This is a genomic window from Chryseobacterium sp. DT-167, from assembly GCF_058310155.1.
This window is the reverse complement of the sequence record NZ_JBZEEQ010000004.1, coordinates 243050-262614: the sequence shown is the minus strand read 5'-3', so window position 1 is coordinate 262614 and position 19565 is coordinate 243050. Positions and strand designations below refer to the sequence as shown.

Annotated in this window: 15 protein-coding genes; 6 read left to right on the top strand and 9 right to left on the bottom strand. The window is 34.7% G+C overall.

What is annotated here, in order from left to right:
• Positions 1–42: 42 nt before the first annotated feature.
• The 4 genes from AC4FQ5_RS07975 to AC4FQ5_RS07960 all read right to left on the bottom strand — a co-directional run bounded on the left by AC4FQ5_RS07975 (position 43) and on the right by AC4FQ5_RS07960 (position 4413).
• Positions 43–321, bottom strand: a complete 279-nt coding sequence (locus tag AC4FQ5_RS07975; protein ID WP_047444781.1) for a co-chaperone GroES — start codon at positions 319–321, stop codon at positions 43–45.
• A 144-nt stretch (positions 322–465) separates the two neighbouring features.
• Positions 466–1293, bottom strand: coding sequence for a hypothetical protein (locus AC4FQ5_RS07970; protein ID WP_491142241.1), 828 nt, complete (start codon positions 1291–1293; stop codon positions 466–468).
• An 18-nt stretch (positions 1294–1311) separates the two neighbouring features.
• Positions 1312–3690 carry a M1 family metallopeptidase gene (locus AC4FQ5_RS07965; protein WP_491142239.1) on the bottom strand — a complete coding sequence of 793 codons (2379 nt, stop codon included), beginning with the start codon at positions 3688–3690 and terminating at the stop codon, positions 1312–1314.
• A gap of 144 nt (positions 3691–3834) precedes the next feature.
• Complete coding sequence (locus AC4FQ5_RS07960; RefSeq protein WP_491142237.1) at positions 3835–4413, bottom strand: HupE/UreJ family protein; 579 nt, start codon at positions 4411–4413, stop codon at positions 3835–3837.
• A 125-nt stretch (positions 4414–4538) separates the two neighbouring features.
• Between AC4FQ5_RS07960 and AC4FQ5_RS07955 the strand changes: the two genes are divergently transcribed.
• Complete coding sequence (locus AC4FQ5_RS07955) at positions 4539–5039, top strand: DUF6702 family protein (protein WP_491142235.1); 501 nt, start codon at positions 4539–4541, stop codon at positions 5037–5039.
• A gap of 6 nt (positions 5040–5045) precedes the next feature.
• On the opposite strand, the gene AC4FQ5_RS07950 is transcribed toward AC4FQ5_RS07955, so the two are convergent.
• From AC4FQ5_RS07950 to radA, 3 genes are all read right to left on the bottom strand, one after another.
• Positions 5046–5639, bottom strand: a complete 594-nt coding sequence (locus AC4FQ5_RS07950) for an acyl carrier protein phosphodiesterase (protein WP_491142234.1) — start codon at positions 5637–5639, stop codon at positions 5046–5048.
• Positions 5640–5720: 81 nt separating this feature from the next.
• Positions 5721–7259: a M12 family metallo-peptidase gene (locus tag AC4FQ5_RS07945; protein WP_491142232.1), complete on the bottom strand. Its 1539-nt coding sequence runs from the start codon at positions 7257–7259 to the stop codon at positions 5721–5723.
• Between the two features lie 71 nt (positions 7260–7330).
• Complete coding sequence (radA, locus tag AC4FQ5_RS07940; RefSeq protein ID WP_491142230.1) at positions 7331–8680, bottom strand: DNA repair protein RadA; 1350 nt, start codon at positions 8678–8680, stop codon at positions 7331–7333.
• Positions 8681–8783: 103 nt separating this feature from the next.
• Here radA and AC4FQ5_RS07935 point away from each other — a divergent pair, with 103 nt between their 5' ends.
• The 3 genes from AC4FQ5_RS07935 (at position 8784) to yidC (ending at position 13254) form a co-directional block, all read left to right on the top strand.
• Positions 8784–9350 (top strand): YceI family protein, encoded by a 567-nt coding sequence (locus tag AC4FQ5_RS07935; protein ID WP_491142228.1) that lies wholly within the window; start codon positions 8784–8786, stop codon positions 9348–9350.
• Between the two features lie 287 nt (positions 9351–9637).
• A complete protein-coding gene (gene pyrG / locus AC4FQ5_RS07930) occupies positions 9638–11251 on the top strand; it encodes a CTP synthase (protein WP_491142226.1) in 1614 nt (537 codons plus the stop codon).
• 179 nt (positions 11252–11430) lie between these two features.
• Positions 11431–13254: a membrane protein insertase YidC gene (gene yidC / locus AC4FQ5_RS07925; RefSeq protein WP_491142224.1), complete on the top strand. Its 1824-nt coding sequence runs from the start codon at positions 11431–11433 to the stop codon at positions 13252–13254.
• 110 nt (positions 13255–13364) lie between these two features.
• On the opposite strand, the gene rnhB (AC4FQ5_RS07920) is transcribed toward yidC, so the two are convergent.
• Complete coding sequence (gene rnhB, locus AC4FQ5_RS07920) at positions 13365–13949, bottom strand: ribonuclease HII (protein ID WP_491142222.1); 585 nt, start codon at positions 13947–13949, stop codon at positions 13365–13367.
• 132 nt (positions 13950–14081) lie between these two features.
• On the opposite strand from rnhB (AC4FQ5_RS07920), the gene AC4FQ5_RS07915 reads away from it, so the two are divergent.
• Both AC4FQ5_RS07915 and AC4FQ5_RS07910 read left to right on the top strand, forming a co-directional pair.
• The gene (locus tag AC4FQ5_RS07915) at positions 14082–17081 is read left to right on the top strand and encodes a SusC/RagA family TonB-linked outer membrane protein (RefSeq protein ID WP_491142220.1); all 3000 of its coding nucleotides are present in this window, start codon (positions 14082–14084) and stop codon (positions 17079–17081) included.
• 10 nt (positions 17082–17091) lie between these two features.
• Positions 17092–18726 carry a SusD/RagB family nutrient-binding outer membrane lipoprotein gene (locus tag AC4FQ5_RS07910; protein WP_491142218.1) on the top strand — a complete coding sequence of 545 codons (1635 nt, stop codon included), beginning with the start codon at positions 17092–17094 and terminating at the stop codon, positions 18724–18726.
• A gap of 240 nt (positions 18727–18966) precedes the next feature.
• Here the strand turns inward: AC4FQ5_RS07910 and rnhB (AC4FQ5_RS07905) are convergent, their stop codons facing one another.
• Positions 18967–19551, bottom strand: a complete 585-nt coding sequence (gene rnhB, locus AC4FQ5_RS07905; RefSeq protein WP_491142216.1) for a ribonuclease HII — start codon at positions 19549–19551, stop codon at positions 18967–18969.
• Between the last annotated feature and the right edge of the window lie 14 nt (positions 19552–19565).

The following is a 19565-nucleotide window of genomic DNA, read 5'->3' as shown; positions in this document are numbered from 1 at the left end:
GAATTTGAATAGTCTGAAATCTGATGTCTTGTATCTGGAATCTTATCCGATTACACCCAATAAATCCCCCTCTTTTACGATTAAGAAATCTTTTCCGTCTAATTTTAATTCAGAACCTGAATATTTTCCATAAAGAACTTTGTCACCTACTTTTACAGTTGTAGGCTCGTCTACTTTACCGGGACCTACTGCTACTACTGTACCTTCCTGAGGTTTTTCTTTTGCAGTGTCCGGAATAATAATACCTGAAGCTGTTTTAGTTTCTGCAGCGATGGGCTCGATAAGCACTCTGTCTGCTAAGGGTTTAAAGTTTACTGACATAATATTTTTATTTTTTAATTATTTCTGTTTCGTAAATCTCTAAATGTGTGCCAATAGGTTTAATCGAGATTTTTGGCAGACTTTTTTTGAAGATGTGAAATTTTGGCAGAAAAAAAAGCTTCCAGATTTCAGGAAGCTTATCATTTATTTTTTGCATTTTTGCTCATATTCGTCCAAAAGATCTTTATAAGGCATACTTGCATATTCATAGTCAATTTTCATGGCGTCAAAACCTTCACCTCTGCTTTTAGCTAATTTTCTCAATTCTTTTTTCTTTTCATAGCCTTCTTTTCTTGAAGCTTTTACATCATCTTCGAATTGCTTTATTCTATCATCCAAATTATCAGCAAATGGAGCGCAGTCTTTAGTGACTTCATAGATCGCCATCTTCAGTTTGTCATCAATTTTACCTAAATTAAAAAAGTTAACTCTATTGAGATCTATTACTATATATCCATATTCTTCATCAGCCTTTTTCATGTAAGGAAGATAAATATTGTTGGTGTATCTATTGTTTTGTCTAAAAACAATGTTGATTCCATAAAGATTGGTTTTGCCTTCCTGTTCTAAAGGCAAAACAACGGTTTTTTTAACATCTATAATTTCACCTTTTACATTGATGGTTTTTAGCTTCATTTTATCATAAGCAAGCTTTTCTGAGCCATCTTTCCCGAGGATGATAATTCTTTTGAGATCATTGATGCTTATTTTTTCAACGGCAGATGATTGTTCTTCTTTAAATTTAAATTCATCAATCTCAAACCTTAGTTTTTTCTCAATATTTCCCAACAATAACATATCTGCATCGACGAATTTCGGATTCTGAAAATTTTGTAAAAATCCGGTTTTAATGTCTCCGTTCTCCATAATGATTTCGGCAGGAATAGATGCTTTTCTACCAAAGTATACCTCTTCCTGAGAGAATGCTAAAGAGAATAAAAATATAAATAGTAATGCAGAATTTTTTTTCATGTTTATTTTAATAGATGATTAGTTTTTCTTTCCTGCAGCCTGCATCGGATTTACTTTTCCTGTTCCGCCGCCTCTTACCGGGCCGTCTTGTTTCTGTTTAAATACCTGGAATTTTGAAGTCTCCGAAGAACTTCCGTCATTGCTCCAGAAATTGTTTGAAGTGTCGATATCTGCCGTTTCTTTCAACGGATCTAGCTGAATTGATTTTATTTTTTTGTCAAAATAAAACGTCTTCGAAACTTTCTTTTCGTTGTGTCTCCAGATCTGAGCAGAAGATTTGTCTTTTAATTTTGAGCCGTCTTCGAATGTAAACTCAAGAATAATCGGCATTACCAAACCGCCTTTGTTGAGGAAATCAATCTGATATGCAGTTATATTTTTCAGTCTGTCCTGATCTTTTTTATCTAAAGGGATACTTCCTTCAGTTTTAACAGTGTATTCTTTATTGACATCCACTTTTTCCTGACCTCTGTCGTACCGGTAATAAAAATCCTGAAGATCTTTATCTTTTTCTACTTCAAATGTGATGGTTTTATCTTCTTTATTTCTGATTTTTGAAATGTCTTCAAACTCGTTTTGTAAAGGTTTTTCAACTTTATATTTAGTTTCGCCTGCCTCTTTTGATGCATTAAAATCCGGAGTTGCCATTGTCACTTTATCAATGGCAATATCTACAGGATCGGTTCCGTAAAACCAGCCTCTCCAGAACCAATCTAAGTCTTCACCGCTTGCATCTTCCATTGTTCTGAAAAAATCTGCAGGTTCCGGATGCTTAAATGCCCATCTTTTCGAATAAGTTTTAAAAGCTTTATCAAAGAGATCTCTTCCCATAATGGTTTCACGAAGAATATTAAGACCTGTCGCAGGCTTAGAATAGGCATTTGGCCCAAACTGAATAATGTTTTCAGAATTACTCATAATCGGTTCCAGCTGATCTTTCGGAAGTTTCATGTAATCAACGATCGTCCACGCCGGACCACGTTTTGAAGGAAATTTATTATCCCATTTTTCTTCCGTTAAATATTCGGTAAATGTGTTTAAGCCTTCATCCATCCAGCTCCATTGTCTTTCGTCTGAATTGATGATCATCGGGAAAAAATTGTGTCCCACTTCATGGATGATAACACCGATCATTCCGTTTTTTGTTCCTTCAGAATAGGTTCCGTCTTTTTCTGTTCTTCCGAAGTTGAAACAGATCATCGGATATTCCATTCCGTTTGCAGCTTCCACAGATTGTGCGACCGGATAAGGATACGGAATCGTAAATTCCGAATAGGTTTTTATGGTATGTGCAACCGCTTTTGTTGAAAATTTTCTGTAAAGACCATAAGCTTCTTTCGGGTAGAAACTCATTGCCATTACTTTATTATTGTTTTCAGGAATTGTAACGCCCATTCCGTCCCAAACGAATTTTCTTGAAGAAGTCCACGCAAAATCTCTTACGTCTTTTGCTTCAAAAATCCACGTTTTTCTTTGCTTTGAATGATTTTTTTCTGCTTTTTTAGCTTCATCTAAAGTGACGATCTCTACAGGCTCGTTTGAAGTCTGGGCTTTCTTATATCTCAGTAATTGTTCGGAAGTTAAAACCTGTTCATAATTTTTACATTCCCCGGTTCCGCCGATAACATGATCTGCCGGAACATTCATAGAAACTTTATAATTTCCGAAAACCAAAGCAAATTCGCCTCTTCCTGTAAACTGGTGGTTTTGCCACCCTTGGAAATCGCTGTAAACACACATTCTCGGAAACCATTGTGTAATAGTGTAGAGGTCATTTCCATCTTCCGCAAAGTTTTCATAACCGCCGCGACCGCCCATTTTCATTCTGTTCGGAATATTATAATTCCAGTCAATTTTAAAGATGAATTTTTCTCCTTTTTTTAAGATTTTAGGAAGATCAATACGCATCATGGTTTTGTTGACGGTATATTTCAAAGGATTTCCTGAGGCATCGGTTACTTTTTCAAGATTCACACCGTAACCATTGTCTTTTACCGGAAGATCTGTAATCTTTAGCTGCTGGTCATTCAAAGATTTTGGCAGGGTAGAAGAAAACTGGTAATCAGCCTTTTTTACGGTGGATTGTTGATTTTCATCCAATTGAAGCCAGATGTAATCCAGGTCATCGGGTGAATTATTATAATAGGTAACGGTTTCCGAACCTTTTAGATTTCTTTTGTCTTCATCAAGATAGGCAGAAATGTCATAATCGGCTCTGTTTTGCCAATATGCCTGTCCCGGTGCTCCCGAAGCAGCTCTGTAAACGTTTGGTGTCGGTAAAATCGTTCCCAATTGCTCAAACCTGTTCCCGTGATTGCTTCCTGGGTTATTTTGAATGTTTTGAGCCGACAGACCCATATATAGAAGTACCGAAAGTGCTGTTACTTTAAGTTTCATACAATGATATTTATTTTAATGGTCAAATGCAATCACTTTTACTTTTTTAAGTATTATGCTTTCAGTGATGGTGATTTCATTTGAAAAAATTTAAGAATTATCAAATATAATAATAAGTAGTTGAAAATTTAGAAATGTTTCAGCCTAGAACGGAATTCTTTCTAAAGTCATTTTTAACGATAATGCGAAAACTCCGGAAGAAACAAAAAGAATCCAGTCTTTTTTGTTGATTTTGAATAAATTAAGTAAAATAAAAAGAACAATAAGTATTGCAAAAACAATCACAATCTGTCCCAGCTCCAGACCAATATTAAAGCCTAAAAGCGGAACGGCAATGCTCTGGCTTTTTGCAATCATTACTCTTGCTGTATTTGCAAAGCCAAGTCCGTGAATCAGTCCGAAGAATAAAGCCAGATAGTAATGTGTTTTATCGTGTGTTTGTTTTTTATTTTTCATTAAAATATTTCCCAAGGCGGTCAAAACAATCGTCAACGGAATTAAAAATTCAATCCAATTTGAAGGTAATCTTACAATATCTAAGATGCTTAAAGCCAAAGTTACAGAATGACCAATGGTAAATGCAGTAACAAGGATCAGAATTTTTTTCCATTCTTTAAACGTGTAAACAGCAATCAATGCCAGAACAAAAAGCTGATGATCAAGTGCATCCAACGAAATAATATGTTCCCAGCCGAGTTTTAGATAGAAAAGAAAATCCTGCATTTTTTAAAATTTTTTTGAAATGCGATGATACAAAATTTATTTTAACTTTGTTGAAAATTCAATGTCATGATTGTTAATATAGAATTAGAGAGCGGGGAAGAAACTTTATCCGAAAACATTTTAAAATGAAAAAAATATTTTTTCTTCTGATTTTTTCTCTGATTTGCTCATCTTTCAACAAAGATAAACATCCATATCACGTTGGTTCAGTAGAAATAAACTACAATTCAAAATCAAAAACGTTTGAAGTTACCGGACGTTTTTTTCTAGACGATCTTGAAAATGGTTTAGCCGAAAAATATAAAAAACCTTTTCATTTTAATGATGAAAAATATAAAACTCAACTTAATACAGCTTTAAAAAATTATTGTACAGAATATTTTAAACTAAAGACAAATAATCAGTTTTTACAGGTGAATTATGTCGGTTATGAAGAAGACAGCGAGTCTGTAAATGTTTTTCTTGAATCTGAAACGGTAAACAATCCTAAAAAAGTAGAAGCTGCGGTGAGTTTTCTGTATAATTTATTTGACGATCAGATCAATATTGTTCATATCATTGTCGATGGAAACCGCAAAAGTGAAAAGCTGAATTATCCGAACCGATATTTGTTTCAGCAATTTTAATCTGACTTATTTCTGAAGCTGTAAAAGGGCATTTTCTGCCTTTGTATGTGCTAAAAGATCTGGAAAAAAATCATCATAACATTTTTGCAAAACATCTTTATTATCCAAAAAAGCCTTAAAAACTGGAATATCTTTATTTAAATATTTCGCTTTATTCAAAACATTCTGGATGCTGAATTTGATACCCCAATCTTCACGGTAATTGTATAACCAGTCGTCATGCTCCATTTTCACAAGCATTTTTTTGAAATTTTCAGATAGAAATCTTTCATTTTCATTGAGAACTCTGTACACTTTCTGTGAATGTTCCTTCCAGCCTTGTAATGAGTTTAAAGAGAAGTCGGTAGCCAGAAAATAATCCATCGAAACATCTACGAAGGCTCCTGCATATAGTCTTACAAGCGGACTGAAAACCTTTTTCGCCTCATGAATTGCGGGATGCGAATCTGTAAACGTGTCAATCGCACGGTGAAGAGTAATCCCATCCTGAATATCTTTAGGAAAAGAGTATCGGTCTTTGTTCCTGATGAAATCTTCAAGAAACTGCCCGACAATTTGTCCGTCATTGAAAGTGAGAAAAGAGTGAGCAAGAAAGTTCATACTGCAAGTTAAGGCTATAAAATTAAAATCCTCCGAATAAATTTAAATTATCCGAAGGACTTTGATGTTATTTAGTGAAAATTATTTAATGATAAACTTTTTACTTCCCACCAGAGAACTTTTCTCTGTATAAATATTCAGGAAGTAATCACCTGAAGGTAAACCACGAAGATTAATGGTTTTTTTATCAGATGTCAGAACGATCTGACCTACGGTATTAATCACTTTAAAAGTGTATTGTTCATCATTTTTGATCCAGATATTGATCTCATCTTTAGCCGGATTTGGGAAAATAGTGAAATCTTTCACCTCACTGTAAAAATTTTCTGTTGTAGACAATAAAGCAGTCGGAGCAAATTGTGAAATGATGCATGCAAAACGTGCAAAACCAAAAGCTTCGTTAGAAGGATTTGGGTTTCCAATAGCAATTCCGGTGGGTTCAGAATTATAATTCACATTAGGATTTGCCCATCGGTTAATTCTTGAGCAGCCAATTCCTACAGAGGCGCACTCATCGTTATAAGCCATTATCGTTCTCCAACGCTGAGAATTGGTACTTAAAGTTCCTAAAGTCACAGCTGTCTGATTGCTATACCCATGATGATGACTGCAGGGAGCAGTTGACTGACTTACAAACCAATCGTGGTTTAGCCCCATATTATGACCCATCTCGTGAGCCAAAGTATAGTTGGAAACGACACAACTGTAAATTGAGACCGTAAACGCTGAATTTGCCGAGTAGTTAGTGGGATTTGAATTCAAATACCCAAGTCCGCACGTATTTGTGGGAGTTGAAGTAATAAGTGCACAAAGATCTGCACCATAAGTTGATCTCAGTACATGAACGTCGTCCATGACGCCGTCGCTGCTGTTTCTGAAGCTGGCAAGATCTGTATTTATATTTCCGGTTTCTGTATAAAGAATTTCACCAGCATATACTAAATTGATAGTAACATTTGAAACTCCTGAATTTTGAAGAGAGTTGTTAAAATTGGTGATCGCCGTTGCAACAAAAGAATTACTTTGTGCGATACCTCCCCAAGCAATTCTTGCTGCATTGGTGTAAACAACCAAAACATCAATCGTAGTTGCCGGACAAACGGGTGTGCTGTCTAAACAGATATTGGCATTTACTTTCTGGCTGATTGCCGATTCATTTAAAATAAAATCATTTTTAGAATCCTGATTTACCAGATTGCCCTCATTGACAAGAGAAACTGCAAAGATGCCGTTACTTGTCTGATGAAAAATTATTTTCTCACCATTATTCGAAGCATACATTCCCGTTATGATGTTGTCATATTTAGAAAATACAAGTTCAGATTTTGGTTCGTTTTCTATAGTGTATGAAGATGATTCGCTTTTATTACCGTAAGAAAATGATTTTGAGAATTTGGCTTTGATCTCTTTATTGTTTGGCAAAAGGATCTTAAAATCAGATTTCAGGTCAAAAGAAGACTGCGAATAATATTTGGTAAGTACATAAGTAGAAGCAAGATTTGCACTTATTTTTTGTTGATTATTTAGATTGTTTTCATTGATTGTATGTTCAAAAATTCTGTTCTGAGCCGACAAAAATGCAATACAAAAAATGAGAAGAAAGGTAAATCTTTTTTTCACGTTAGATTGGTTGAGGTTATTGATACACAAATATATACATTTGTCACTGATATTTTAAGATTTTTTTAAGACTAAAACAGTCTTTCGTGAAAATCCTCAACTTTGCTCACTTCTTCAATTTTAATTCCGAATTTTTTCTTTGGAAGCTTATTTAAATTTGAAATAAAAATCTTTTCGTAACCCAATTTTTCAGCTTCGGTAATCCGTTGCTCTGCCTGTGCGATCGGACGGATTTCTCCACTCAGCCCAATTTCTCCTGCAAAACAGTAATGTTCAGAAATTGCAATATCTTCGTTTGATGAAAGAATAGATGCTACAACCGCCAGATCTAAAGCGGGATCATCGGTTTTTATTCCTCCCGTAATATTAAGAAAAACATCTTTTGCGCCTAACTGGAAACCTGCTCTTTTTTCTAAAACTGCCAAAAGCATATTGAGTCTTTTTGAATCAAAACCTGTACAGCTTCTTTGCGGAGTTCCGTAAACTGCGGTACTTACCAAAGCCTGAATTTCCAAAAGCATCGGTCGGTTTCCTTCCAGAGTTACTGCAACAGAATTCCCTGACAGTTCTTCAAATTTTTTGGTGATTAAAATTTCTGAAGGATTTTTTATTTCTTTTAAACCTTGAGAAACCATTTCGTAAATTCCAATTTCTGCCGTTGAACCAAAACGGTTTTTATTGGCTCTCAATAATCTGAAAAGGTGATTTCTGTCGCCATCAAAGTTGAGAACTACGTCAACCATATGTTCCAAAACTTTCGGCCCTGCAATCTGACCGTCTTTGGTAATATGACCTACCAAGAAAACAGGAACATTGTATTCTTTAGCATATTTAATGATTTCATTGGAGCATTCTCTGATCTGGGAAACTGTTCCCGGCGAACTTTCAATTAATTGCGACTGCAAAGTTTGGATAGAATCAATGATGACAAAATCCGGCTCGAGTTTTTTAGCTTCGTGCAGGATTTTTTCTAAAGAAGTTTCGGTATACAAAAAACAGTTCGGGTTCTTTACATCTGCCAAACGGTCGGCTCTCATTTTAATTTGAGAAGCACTTTCTTCCCCTGAAACGTAGAAGATTTTTTTCTTCATCTTTAATGCAAGTTGAAGGAGTAGAGTAGATTTCCCGATTCCTGGTTCTCCACCAATCAAAGTGACCGAGCCTAAAACGATCCCGCCTCCTAAAACCCGGTTGAGCTCATCTGAAGGTGTTTTTATTCTCGGTTCTTCGATTGTTTCAACTTCAATGATGTTGATGACGCTTTGTTTGGTTTTTGAAGGAGATAAACTTTTTTGTGGTGTTTTTTCTACAATTTCTTCTACCAAAGTATTCCATTGTCCGCAGTTTTTACACTGTCCCATCCATTGTGAATACTGCGATCCGCAGTTTTGACAGAAATATGCTGTTCTCAGTTTTGCCATGTTGTAAAATTAAAAAAATAATATGTTAATTTTTACATCTTATCATAGGTCAATGATTCTTATTGAAACGATCTCTAAATTTGCAGTATAAATTTTAAGGAAAATGAAAAAATTAATACTAAGTTTTGTTTTTGCTTTTGTAAGCATGATCACTTTTGCACAATCTACCTGGACGGTTGATCCTATGCATTCATCTGTGAATTTTAATATCAAGCACATGGGAATCAGTTTCGTGCAAGGGAGATTTGATAAATTTGAAGGAACGGTTTCTACACCTGGAGCTACTTTAGATAACGCTAAATTTAATTTCTCAGTTCAAACCGAATCTATCAACACAGGAGTTGAGCCAAGAGATAAGCACTTGAAAAGCGCAGATTTCTTTGATGCTGAAAAATTCCCGACAATGAAGTTTGAAAGCACTTCTTTAGTTAAAGGAAAGAACAATACTTATACTTTAAAAGGTAAAATGACTGTAAAAGACGTTACAAAAGAAGTAAGTATTCCGGTAACTTTCGGTGGAGTTACAAAAAACCAACAGGGAAAAGACGTTGCAGGTTTGCAGGCGAAATTTACGGTTAACCGTTTAGATTACAACATTAAATATGATCCAACTGGTGCGGGTGTTGCAAAAGATGTTGAGGTTGTTTTGTTTTTTGAATTAGTGAAATAATAATTTTCATATATATAATTTGGTTTAGTAAAGGTTTCTCAGTTTTTGAGAAATCTTTTTTTTAGCGAAATTAAAGCCAATTTGTCATTGACTTTGTTGAATCTTCGATTTCAGCCTGAATCTCGACTATAATATTTAAGAAAAAACTTCAAATCTTTGCGTAGATTCCTCCGGAATGACAAAAATGAATGTTTTTTATTTCATTTAAATCATGTACCAAAATTAAAATTCTAAAATGCAATTGCTTTGCTTTTGTTTTTCCCCTAACTTTGCACAAACCTAATCTAATGAGTAAAAAGAATACAAAGTACATCTTTGTGACAGGAGGTGTAACTTCATCTTTGGGAAAGGGAATCGTTTCTGCTTCTCTGGGACTTCTACTAAAATCACGCGGCTTTAACGTAACGATCCAAAAACTAGATCCTTACATCAATATCGACCCGGGAACGCTGAACCCTTATGAACACGGAGAATGCTATGTAACTGAAGATGGTGCTGAAACGGATCTGGATTTAGGACACTACGAGCGTTACCTTGATGCTCCGACTTCTCAAAACAACAACGTTACCACAGGAAAAATCTACCAAACGGTAATCGAAAAAGAAAGAAAAGGAGACTTCCTTGGAAAAACAGTTCAGGTAATTCCTCACATTACCAACGAAATCAAACGAAGAATTAAAATTCTTTCTAAACAGAACTACGATATCATCATCACTGAGATCGGGGGAACTGTAGGAGATATCGAATCTTTACCTTACATCGAAACCGTCCGTCAGTTGAAATGGGAATTGGGTGAGAAAAATTCTATGGTGATTCACCTGACTTTATTGCCATATTTGGCTTCAAGTGGAGAATTGAAAACGAAACCTTCTCAACATTCTGTCCGTCAATTGATGGAAAGCGGAATCATGGCGGATGTTTTGGTTTGCAGAACCGAACATAAAATTCCAAAAGATCAGAGAGCAAAATTGGCTCAGTTTTGTAACGTTCCTCTAGATAATGTGATCGAATGTAAAGATCTTGAGACGATCTATGAAGTTCCGATGTATCTTCAAAAACAAAACTTTGATGATGTTGTTCTTAAAGGATTGGATCTGAAAAGTGATAAAGAAGCTGACCTTAAAGACTGGAAAACTTTTGTAAAGAAATTCCAGAATCCAAAGAGAACGGTTGAGATCGCTTTGGTTGGGAAATATATTTCGCTTCAGGATTCTTATATTTCAATCGCTGAAGCATTTAAACATGCCGGAGCTGATATTGAAACGGAAGTGAAAATCAGATGGGTTTACAGTGGTGATCTTACCAAAGAAAATATCAAGGAAACTTTAGATGGAGTTTGCGGGATCTTGGTTGCCCCAGGTTTTGGCGACAGAGGTATTGAAGGAAAAATCCTTACGGCTCAGTATGCAAGAGAAAATAAAGTTCCGATGTTGGGAATTTGTTTGGGAATGCAGATCATGACCATAGAGTTTGCTAGAAATGTTTTAGGTTATACCAAATCCAATTCAATGGAATTTGATACATCTACAGAACATCCTGTAATTTCATTAATGGAAGAACAGAAAAATGTAGTTGATAAAGGAGGTACAATGCGTCTTGGAGCGTGGAAGTGTGCTGTGAAAAACGGTTCAAAATTACATGAAATCTACGGAAGCAAACATATTTCTGAAAGACACCGTCACCGTTACGAGTTCAACAGTGATTACATTGAAGAATTTGAAGATAATGGTTTCCTGGCAACAGGTACAAACCCGGAAACAGGCTTGGTAGAAGCATTGGAAATGCCGGATCACCCATTCTATGTTGGCGTACAGTACCACCCGGAATACAAAAGTACGGTTGCGACACCACATCCATTGTTCAGAGCTTTCATCAAAGCTTGTGAAAAGGAAATAAAGTAATTGCAAAATTACAAACGTCATATAATATAATAAACTCAGATTGATTTTTGTCAGTCTGAGTTTATTATATAGTAACATATTATAGTATAGAGTTTTGATAAAAAAACAGTATTTTTGTCGACTCAAAAAGCATGGCATTGCCATGTTTGTTTAAATTTAAAAATTTTAATTAAAATAAAATGCAACAGAACAACGGACTCGATAAAAGCCAGATTATTAGTTTTGCAGTTTTATGTTTGGTACTCTTCGGATTTATGTTTTATTTCCAGAATAAACAGCAGAAAGAAGAAGCAGTAAAAGCCGAGCAACAGAAAACCGAACAGGCGAAAAACCCTGTAAAACCAACTCCGGCAGCTAATATCAATCCCAATGTAACTCCAAATTCGATTCAGACTGCAAATCTTGCAAACAACGAATTGAAACTTGAATTTTCAAGCTTAGGAGGACAGGTTTCAAAAGTGGAGCTTTTAAAATATAAAGCTTACGACCATAAAACCGATAAGGCAGATCTTCCCCTTAATCTGATTACTAAAAATAACTCAAACTACGGTTTTCAGTTTAAAGATAAAACAGGAAAAACAATCAATACCAAAGATTTGGTTTTCTCTCCTGTTGTGAATGGAAACACCGCTACTTTAACTGCCAATTATAACGGAGCAGCTATTCAGTTTATTTATACTTTAAATAACAATCCTAAAGCTGAACTGAAAGATCAGTATACTTTAGATTTTAAAGTAAGAACTCAAGGTTTAGCAAAAATCACTTCAGATACCAAAGCAGATTTTATTTGGGATTACCAAGTTAGAAATCTTGAAAAAGGTAGAGCACAAGAGCAGTCTCACTCTGAGTTTTCTTACGCGTTTAATAATTATGAAGATTACGACTATGACGGGAGAACCACAATGGAAGAAGAAAATGAGACGCTTAACTGGATTGGTGTAAAACAACAGTTCTTTACTTCTGTGATTGAGTCTAAAACTGGTTTTACTCAAAGTAAAGGAAATCAGGAAGCTTTTGAAGAAGGTGAATATTTAAAAAAATTAAATTTCGAAGGTTTTGTTCAAATGCAGGGAAGTGAATTAAATCAGGACTTTACCTGGTATTTCATGCCTTTGGATTTACCATTACTAAAAACGTATGATAAAAACTTCGACGAGATTTTACCTTTGGGTTGGTCATTTATCGGAGGAATGAACCGTTATTTCTTCATGCCGATGTACAATCTTATTGCATCATGGGGAATCACAGCAGGTTGGGTAATTTTCTTAATGACCATTATTGTTAAACTGATCTTATCGCCAATTATGTACAAGCAGCATAAATTGAGTGCGATGATGAAAGTGATTCGTCCGGAGATTGACGAAGCGACAGCAAAATTCAAGGATGCAGATCCGATGAAAAAGCAACAGGCAACAATGGAAATCTACCGAAAAGCAGGAGTAAATCAGATGGCGGGATGTTTGCCGGCTTTGGTACAGATTCCTATTTTCTACGCTTTATTCAGATTCTTTCCTAACTTTATAGATTTGAGAGGACAGGGATTCTGGTTTGCAAAAGATTTGACAGCCTATGATGATTTGATTAAGTTGCCATTTAAAATACCTTTCTTAGGTGATCATTTAAGTGTTTTTGCGATTGCATGTACGATTGTAATCTTAATTTATACGGTAATGACTTCAGGAAATATGCAGCAGCCACAACAGGAAGGTATGCCGAATATGAAAGTATTGATGTATATTTTTCCTATTACATTCTTATTCTTCCTGAACACTTCAGCATCAGGTTTATCCTGGTATTATTTTGTGTCGAATGCGATTAATATTTTAATTATTCTTGTCATAAAATACTTGATTTTGGATGAGAAAAAAATTCATGCACAGATTCAGGCAAATAAAGAAAAGCCTAAGGCTGAAGGTAAGTTCCAGAAAAGAATGAGAGAGATGATGGAAAAAGCACAGGAACAGCAGAAAACACAGGAGCAGACGAGAGGTAAAAAGAAATAACCCACTATAACAGAAAAGAGAAGCAATTTATTGCTTCTCTTTTTTATTTAGAATGATTTTAAATTTAAAATGGTGATGTTTCAGATATTATAATTCACACATAGGTTTAATTAATCGTATTTTAACCTGAAAGATTGTCTGTGATATTTCGTTATACCATGCTTTATCAGGGCTTGCTGATGTTTTTTTGTTGCATAGCCGAAGTTGGTGTCCCATCCATACTCGGGATGTTCTTCGTGCAGTTTCATCATTAATCTGTCCCTGTAATTTTTAGCTAAAATGGAAGCGGCTGCAATTGATAAGATTTTTGAATCTCCTTTGATGATACATTGATGGGGTATGAAATTATAAGGGTGGAATTTATTTCCGTCCACCAATATCAGTTCCGGACGTATCGCTAATTTGTCTAAAGCCTTGTGCATTGCATGAATACTGGCATTCAGAATGTTATGTTCATCAATAAATACCGGCGGAAGTTCTGCGATTGCATAACTTTTTACATTGTCTTTGATATAAAAATCAAGTTCCATTCTTGTTTCAAAATTCAATTTTTTTGAATCATTTACTAGATTCTGTTCAAAATTTTCATCAAGAATAACTGCCGCCGCCACAACCGGACCGCTTAGACATCCTCTTTCAACTTCATCACATCCGGCTTCAATATAAAAATTTGACCATTTTTTTAATAATTCCATAAAAATTAATACTTAAAACTCAACAAAATTATAAAAAATAAAATTAGAAAAAATTGTTAATATTTTTTTTGATTTTTAACGGTTTCTTAACGAAAAGTTTCACAACTTTGCGAACACAAAATTAATGTATAAATGAATAAATTAACTGCAAGTATTTTAACTTTGGTTCTTACATCATCATTAGTGATGATTAATGCTCAAGAAACACAAGGTGATTCACTGAGAACTCAGGATATCCGTGAAGTAGTTGTAACTGGTGCGTTAGGTCTTAAAAAAAGACAGGATGCCGTAACATCTACTAATCAAGTAGTGAACAGTGCTGAAATTACTCAAGCTAACAATCCAAATGCGGTTCAAGCGTTAACAGGTAAAGTTTCTGGTTTACAGATTAATACTACTAATAATTCTGTTAACTCATCAACCAGAGTGGTGTTAAGAGGACCAAGATCTATTTCAGGAAATAATCAGGCGTTAGTTGTTATTGATGGGGTAATATCTACATTAGATATTTTGCAAAATATTCCACCAGAAATTATTGATAATATGAATATTATCAAGGGGATGCAGGGTGCTGCTTTATATGGAGAAAGAGGAAGCAATGGTGTTATTGTTGTAACAACAAAAAGAGGAACTAAGTCAGAAAAACTACAGTTTAATCTGACAAGTTCTATTGATTTCTCAAACGTATATAAGCTTCCTATCAGACAGAGTGTTTACGGACAAGGCTATCCGGGTGATACCTTTGATACTACTGATTACGGTGGAGCAAACTGGACTCCATACGAAAACACAAATTGGGGACCGGCGTATTCATCAGTCTTGGGTGGTCAGTCATTACTTGTTGGGATGCCACAGGCAGATAATTCTTGGTTGAAAGAAACTTTTAATTATAAAAAGGATGGAATGTCAAACTTCTTTAAAACAGGGGTTTTAATGCAGAATGGATTATCCGTTACCGCGGGGGGATCAGATGCTTACGTTTTTTTATCTGTTAATAGAGCAGAAAATGACTTCGTTGTTGAAAAAGATAATCTAAAAAGAAATAATTTTATCTTAAAAGCCGGAAAGCAATTAGGTAAATTTAGAATTGATGGAAATGTGAATTATTTAGATAGAAGAACATCAACCACTGACTCTGGTCTTTATGGTCAATTGCTTCAAACTCCTACCAACGTTGATGTAAGACAGTTCAGAAATTCTCTTCCAGATGCTAGCTACAGTATATATACTGTCAATCCATATTGGACTATTGATAATGATAGAGCAGATACTAAGCAAAGAACATTTACAGGATTAGTTAATATGGAGTATAAGTTAAATGACCATATTTCATTTACTTATGCAGGAACTGCCGTTTCTGGTTCATCAGTTCAGGAAAGTCATCTCAATGCTTTTGCTTTTGATAGAATATATGACAGAACTGGAACTCCTATCGATGGAACATCACCTGTAGATTATGGTCTTGATCCAATCGTTTCAAATTATTATAAAACTGTCTCATCGAGTTTTAGATATTATGGTGATTTGATGGCAAATTTTGATTATAATTTCACAGATGACTTGAATTTCAGGCTTAATGTAGGTCATAATATTCAAGATGCATCCACCTCAACAACACAAGTGGGTGGTGAAAACCTTAAGATACCAGGATGGTATCATATCAATAACGTATTACAGCCAGATTTATTTTCCAGACTTGATAATACCAATACGAGACAGAGGTCTTTTGCTTGGTTTGCCAATTTAGATTTAGGTTATAAAGATTTCCTATATTTTAACTCTACATTTAGATATGAGAAAAGTTCTCTCACAAGCGTTAATCCTGTAACTATACAAGGGGTTCAGTTACCATTTAGTAACAAAGGCTATCCCTATTATTCTTTTGGAACGTCATTTATTCCAACAAAAGCATTCGAAAGTATAAAAGGAAATGTATTAAACTACGCCAAAATAAGCTTAAACTATAGTAGAGTGGGAAATAGCTCGACCATTGATTTATATGGATTAGATAGAGTTGGTGCATTTCCAACAGGATATCCTTTTGGATCGCTTTCTTCTTATTTACCAACAACAACAGTATTTGCTGAAGATATTGAACCTGAATTCTATTTGTCGAAAGAAGCTTCATTACAGCTAGGCTTCTTCAAAGATAGAATCACCTTTGATGGGTCTATATTTAGAAATGATAATAAAAACTTTATTACAACAATTTCTACTTCTTCTGCTTCAGGTATTACAAATTTTCAAGATAATATTGGAAACAGCAGAAATAAAGGATATGAATTAGATTTAGGCTTTACCCCTATCAAAACAAAAGATTTTGAATGGAAAATTAGAGGATCTTATTCAACGTATGATACAGAAATTTTATCGTTGGCTGACGGTGCCGATGAAGTAGTTTTATATAATTCTGGTACAACAAATGTTGGTATTTTTGCTGTCAAAGGTGAAAACTTCCCTGTTATTAAGGGAACAAAATATCAAAGAGATCCAAATGGGAATATTATTGTAAATGCAAATGGTAATCCTTTATCTACAACAAAATTTGAAGTTCTGGGAAATGTTAATCCAGATTATATTTTAGGATTTAGTACTTCATTTAAGTTCAAAGGTATCACGTTAAGTGCTACCGCAGATTATAGAACAGGAAACAGCTTTGTGTCATTGGCGAAAGCAAGTTTAGGCTCTACCGGGGCATCTGAAAAAACAGCTGAATTTGACAGATCCAAGGGATATATAGTTCCAAATTCAGTACAATTAGTTAATGGGCAGTATGTTACCAATAATACGCCTGTAGGAAATGATGATAGTTATTTTGGAGTCATGAATTATTTCACTACAGCGGCTTATTCCTCTGTAGGTGAGGAATTTGTGGTAGATGGGACTGCTTTAAAAGTGAGAGAAATTGCTTTAACTTATGACTTGCCAAAATCAATTTTAAGAAGCACATTTGTTAACTCATTATCAATAGGTGTATATGCAAGAAATCCATTCTTTATTTACGCAAAAGATAATAGAAACTTTAACGATCCGGAAACAGCTAATACAACTGGTAATGCTGCTGGGGTTGCTGTAACAGGACAGTACCCTAGTATGAGAACATTTGGTTTTAACCTTAATGCAACTTTTTAATTAAACAAAAATGAAAAACAATAAATTTTTAGTAACAATTCTAGCTGCCGCTTTAAGTTTTACTTCAACATCTTGTACCAACGAGTTTTTAGATGTAAACGATAATCCAAATGCAATACAAGCGGAACAAATAACTCCTGAGCTTATGCTTCCGGGTGCTATTAGCCAAGCTTACAGAACACAGTCGGGTACTATGATGCAGTTTGGAAATCTTATGATGAATAGCTGGGCAGGAAATTCATATACAATTGCTGGTCCATATTCAAGAGAATTTAGTTTGTCTAGTGTTGATAATACTTTTTACAGAGGAATTTGGGAAGGTTTATATCCTCGAGTTGCTAATTTCGACCAAATGGAAAAGTTTATAAATACAAATCATCAACAAGATTATTATATAGCTATTGCCAAAATTATGAAGGCATATTATATGCAGTATATTGTAGATTTATATGGAGATGCTCCTTATAGCGAAGCATTTATGGGACAGCAGAATACAACTCCAAAATATGATAATGATGCGGATATTTACAAGGTTTTAATTTCTAAATTAGAAGAAGCTAATGCTTTAATTGATCAAGCAGATGAGCATGCACTAGAACCAACTTCTGATATCGTTTTTTCGGGAGATATGGATAAATGGAAAGCACTTTCTAATACTATCAAACTTAGAATGTTAATTAGAATGTCTAAGGTCACAGGTGAATTGGCTACTTACAGAAATACGAAACTTCAGACCTTAGCAAATGCGACATTTACAAATGAGGATGTAACAATCAATCCCGGATATTCTGCATCTAGTGATGATCAGATGAATCCATATATTCTAAATTGGGCTAGAAACGCTTCAGGACAACAAGTGTCAAACTATTCTGTTGTTGTTGTTTCTGAGCATATGGCTAATGCACTTGAAAGGAATAGAATTTTAAATGATGCTAATTATTCTAAATTTAATAATATTACAGATCCAAGAAAATCAAGGTTGTTCACTAATGTAGCTTCTATTGATTCAAATGGTGTTGCATTTACTGGTTTAAAAGGGGTGAGACAAGGTAATGTTCCAGGTCAGCCAGGAGTTCCTGTGACTAATGTAAATACTTCAAAATTAGGAATAGGTAATTTTGCAGGTGCTGCTGTTGTTGGTACTTGGATTGATGTACTCAATGAAAACAATCTAAGAGGGGGGGTGCTTTTTTCAAAAGCTGAAAGTAATCTTTTGCAGGCTGAAGCAGCTCTTAGATGGCCTACAATATTTAACTTTGACCCTTCAGAGAATTTTAATAGTGCTATAACTGCAAATTGTGCATGGCTGGGTGTAACTACGACTGCTACTGCAAGTTATCTTTCTCAAATCGCTACAAGACCAGGATTGGGTTGGGCTGGAACTGATTTGCAGAAGATTGAAGCAATTATGACTCAAAAATGGATTGCTTTGACAAATATTAACCCAACTGAAATGTTTATTGAGTACAATAGGACAGGTTATCCGTTTACTCCGATGGCTACAACGGCGCAGTTTCCAAACAAACCTTACAGGCTAGTGTATCCGAACTCTGAATATGCTGCCAACTCTGCTAATGTACCAAGTATTTCTAGTGCACAGGTATTTGTTAAAAATCAATATACCCCATTCTGGAATCAAAACTAATTAATAATAATCATCTTATAAAACAGGTCTGATTTAAATAAGCTTATTAAAAGTTAAAGTTTTATCAGCTAGCTAGACAGATGTGGATAAATTTTTAATGTATTTAATAATAAGAAAGGGAATAAAGTAACCCATTATAACAGAAAAGAGAAGCAATTTATTGCTTCTCTTTTTTATTTAGAATAGTTTTAAATTTAAAATGATGATGTTTCAGATATTATAATTCACACATAGGTTTAATTAATCGTATTTTAACCTGAAAGATTGTCTGTGATATTTCGTTATACCATGCTTTATCAGGGCTTGCTGATGTTTTTTTGTTGCATAGCCGAAGTTGGTGTCCCATCCATACTCGGGATGTTCTTCGTGCAGTTTCATCATTAATCTGTCCCTGTAATTTTTAGCTAAAATGGAAGCGGCTGCAATTGATAAGATTTTTGAATCTCCTTTGATGATACATTGATGGGGTATGAAATTATAAGGGTGGAATTTATTTCCGTCCACCAATATCAGTTCCGGACGTATCGCTAATTTGTCTAAAGCCTTGTGCATTGCATGAATACTGGCATTCAGAATGTTATGTTCATCAATAAATTCCGGCGGAAGTTCTGCGATTGCATAACTTTTTACATTGTCTTTGATATAAAAATCAAGTTCCATTCTTGTTTTAAAATTCAATTTTTTTGAATCATTTACTAGATTCTGTTCAAAATTTTCATCAAGAATAACTGCTGCCGCCACAACCGGACCGCTTAGACATCCTCTTCCAACCTCATCACATCCGGCTTCAATATAAAAATTTGACCATTTTTTTAATAATTCCATAAAAATTAACATTT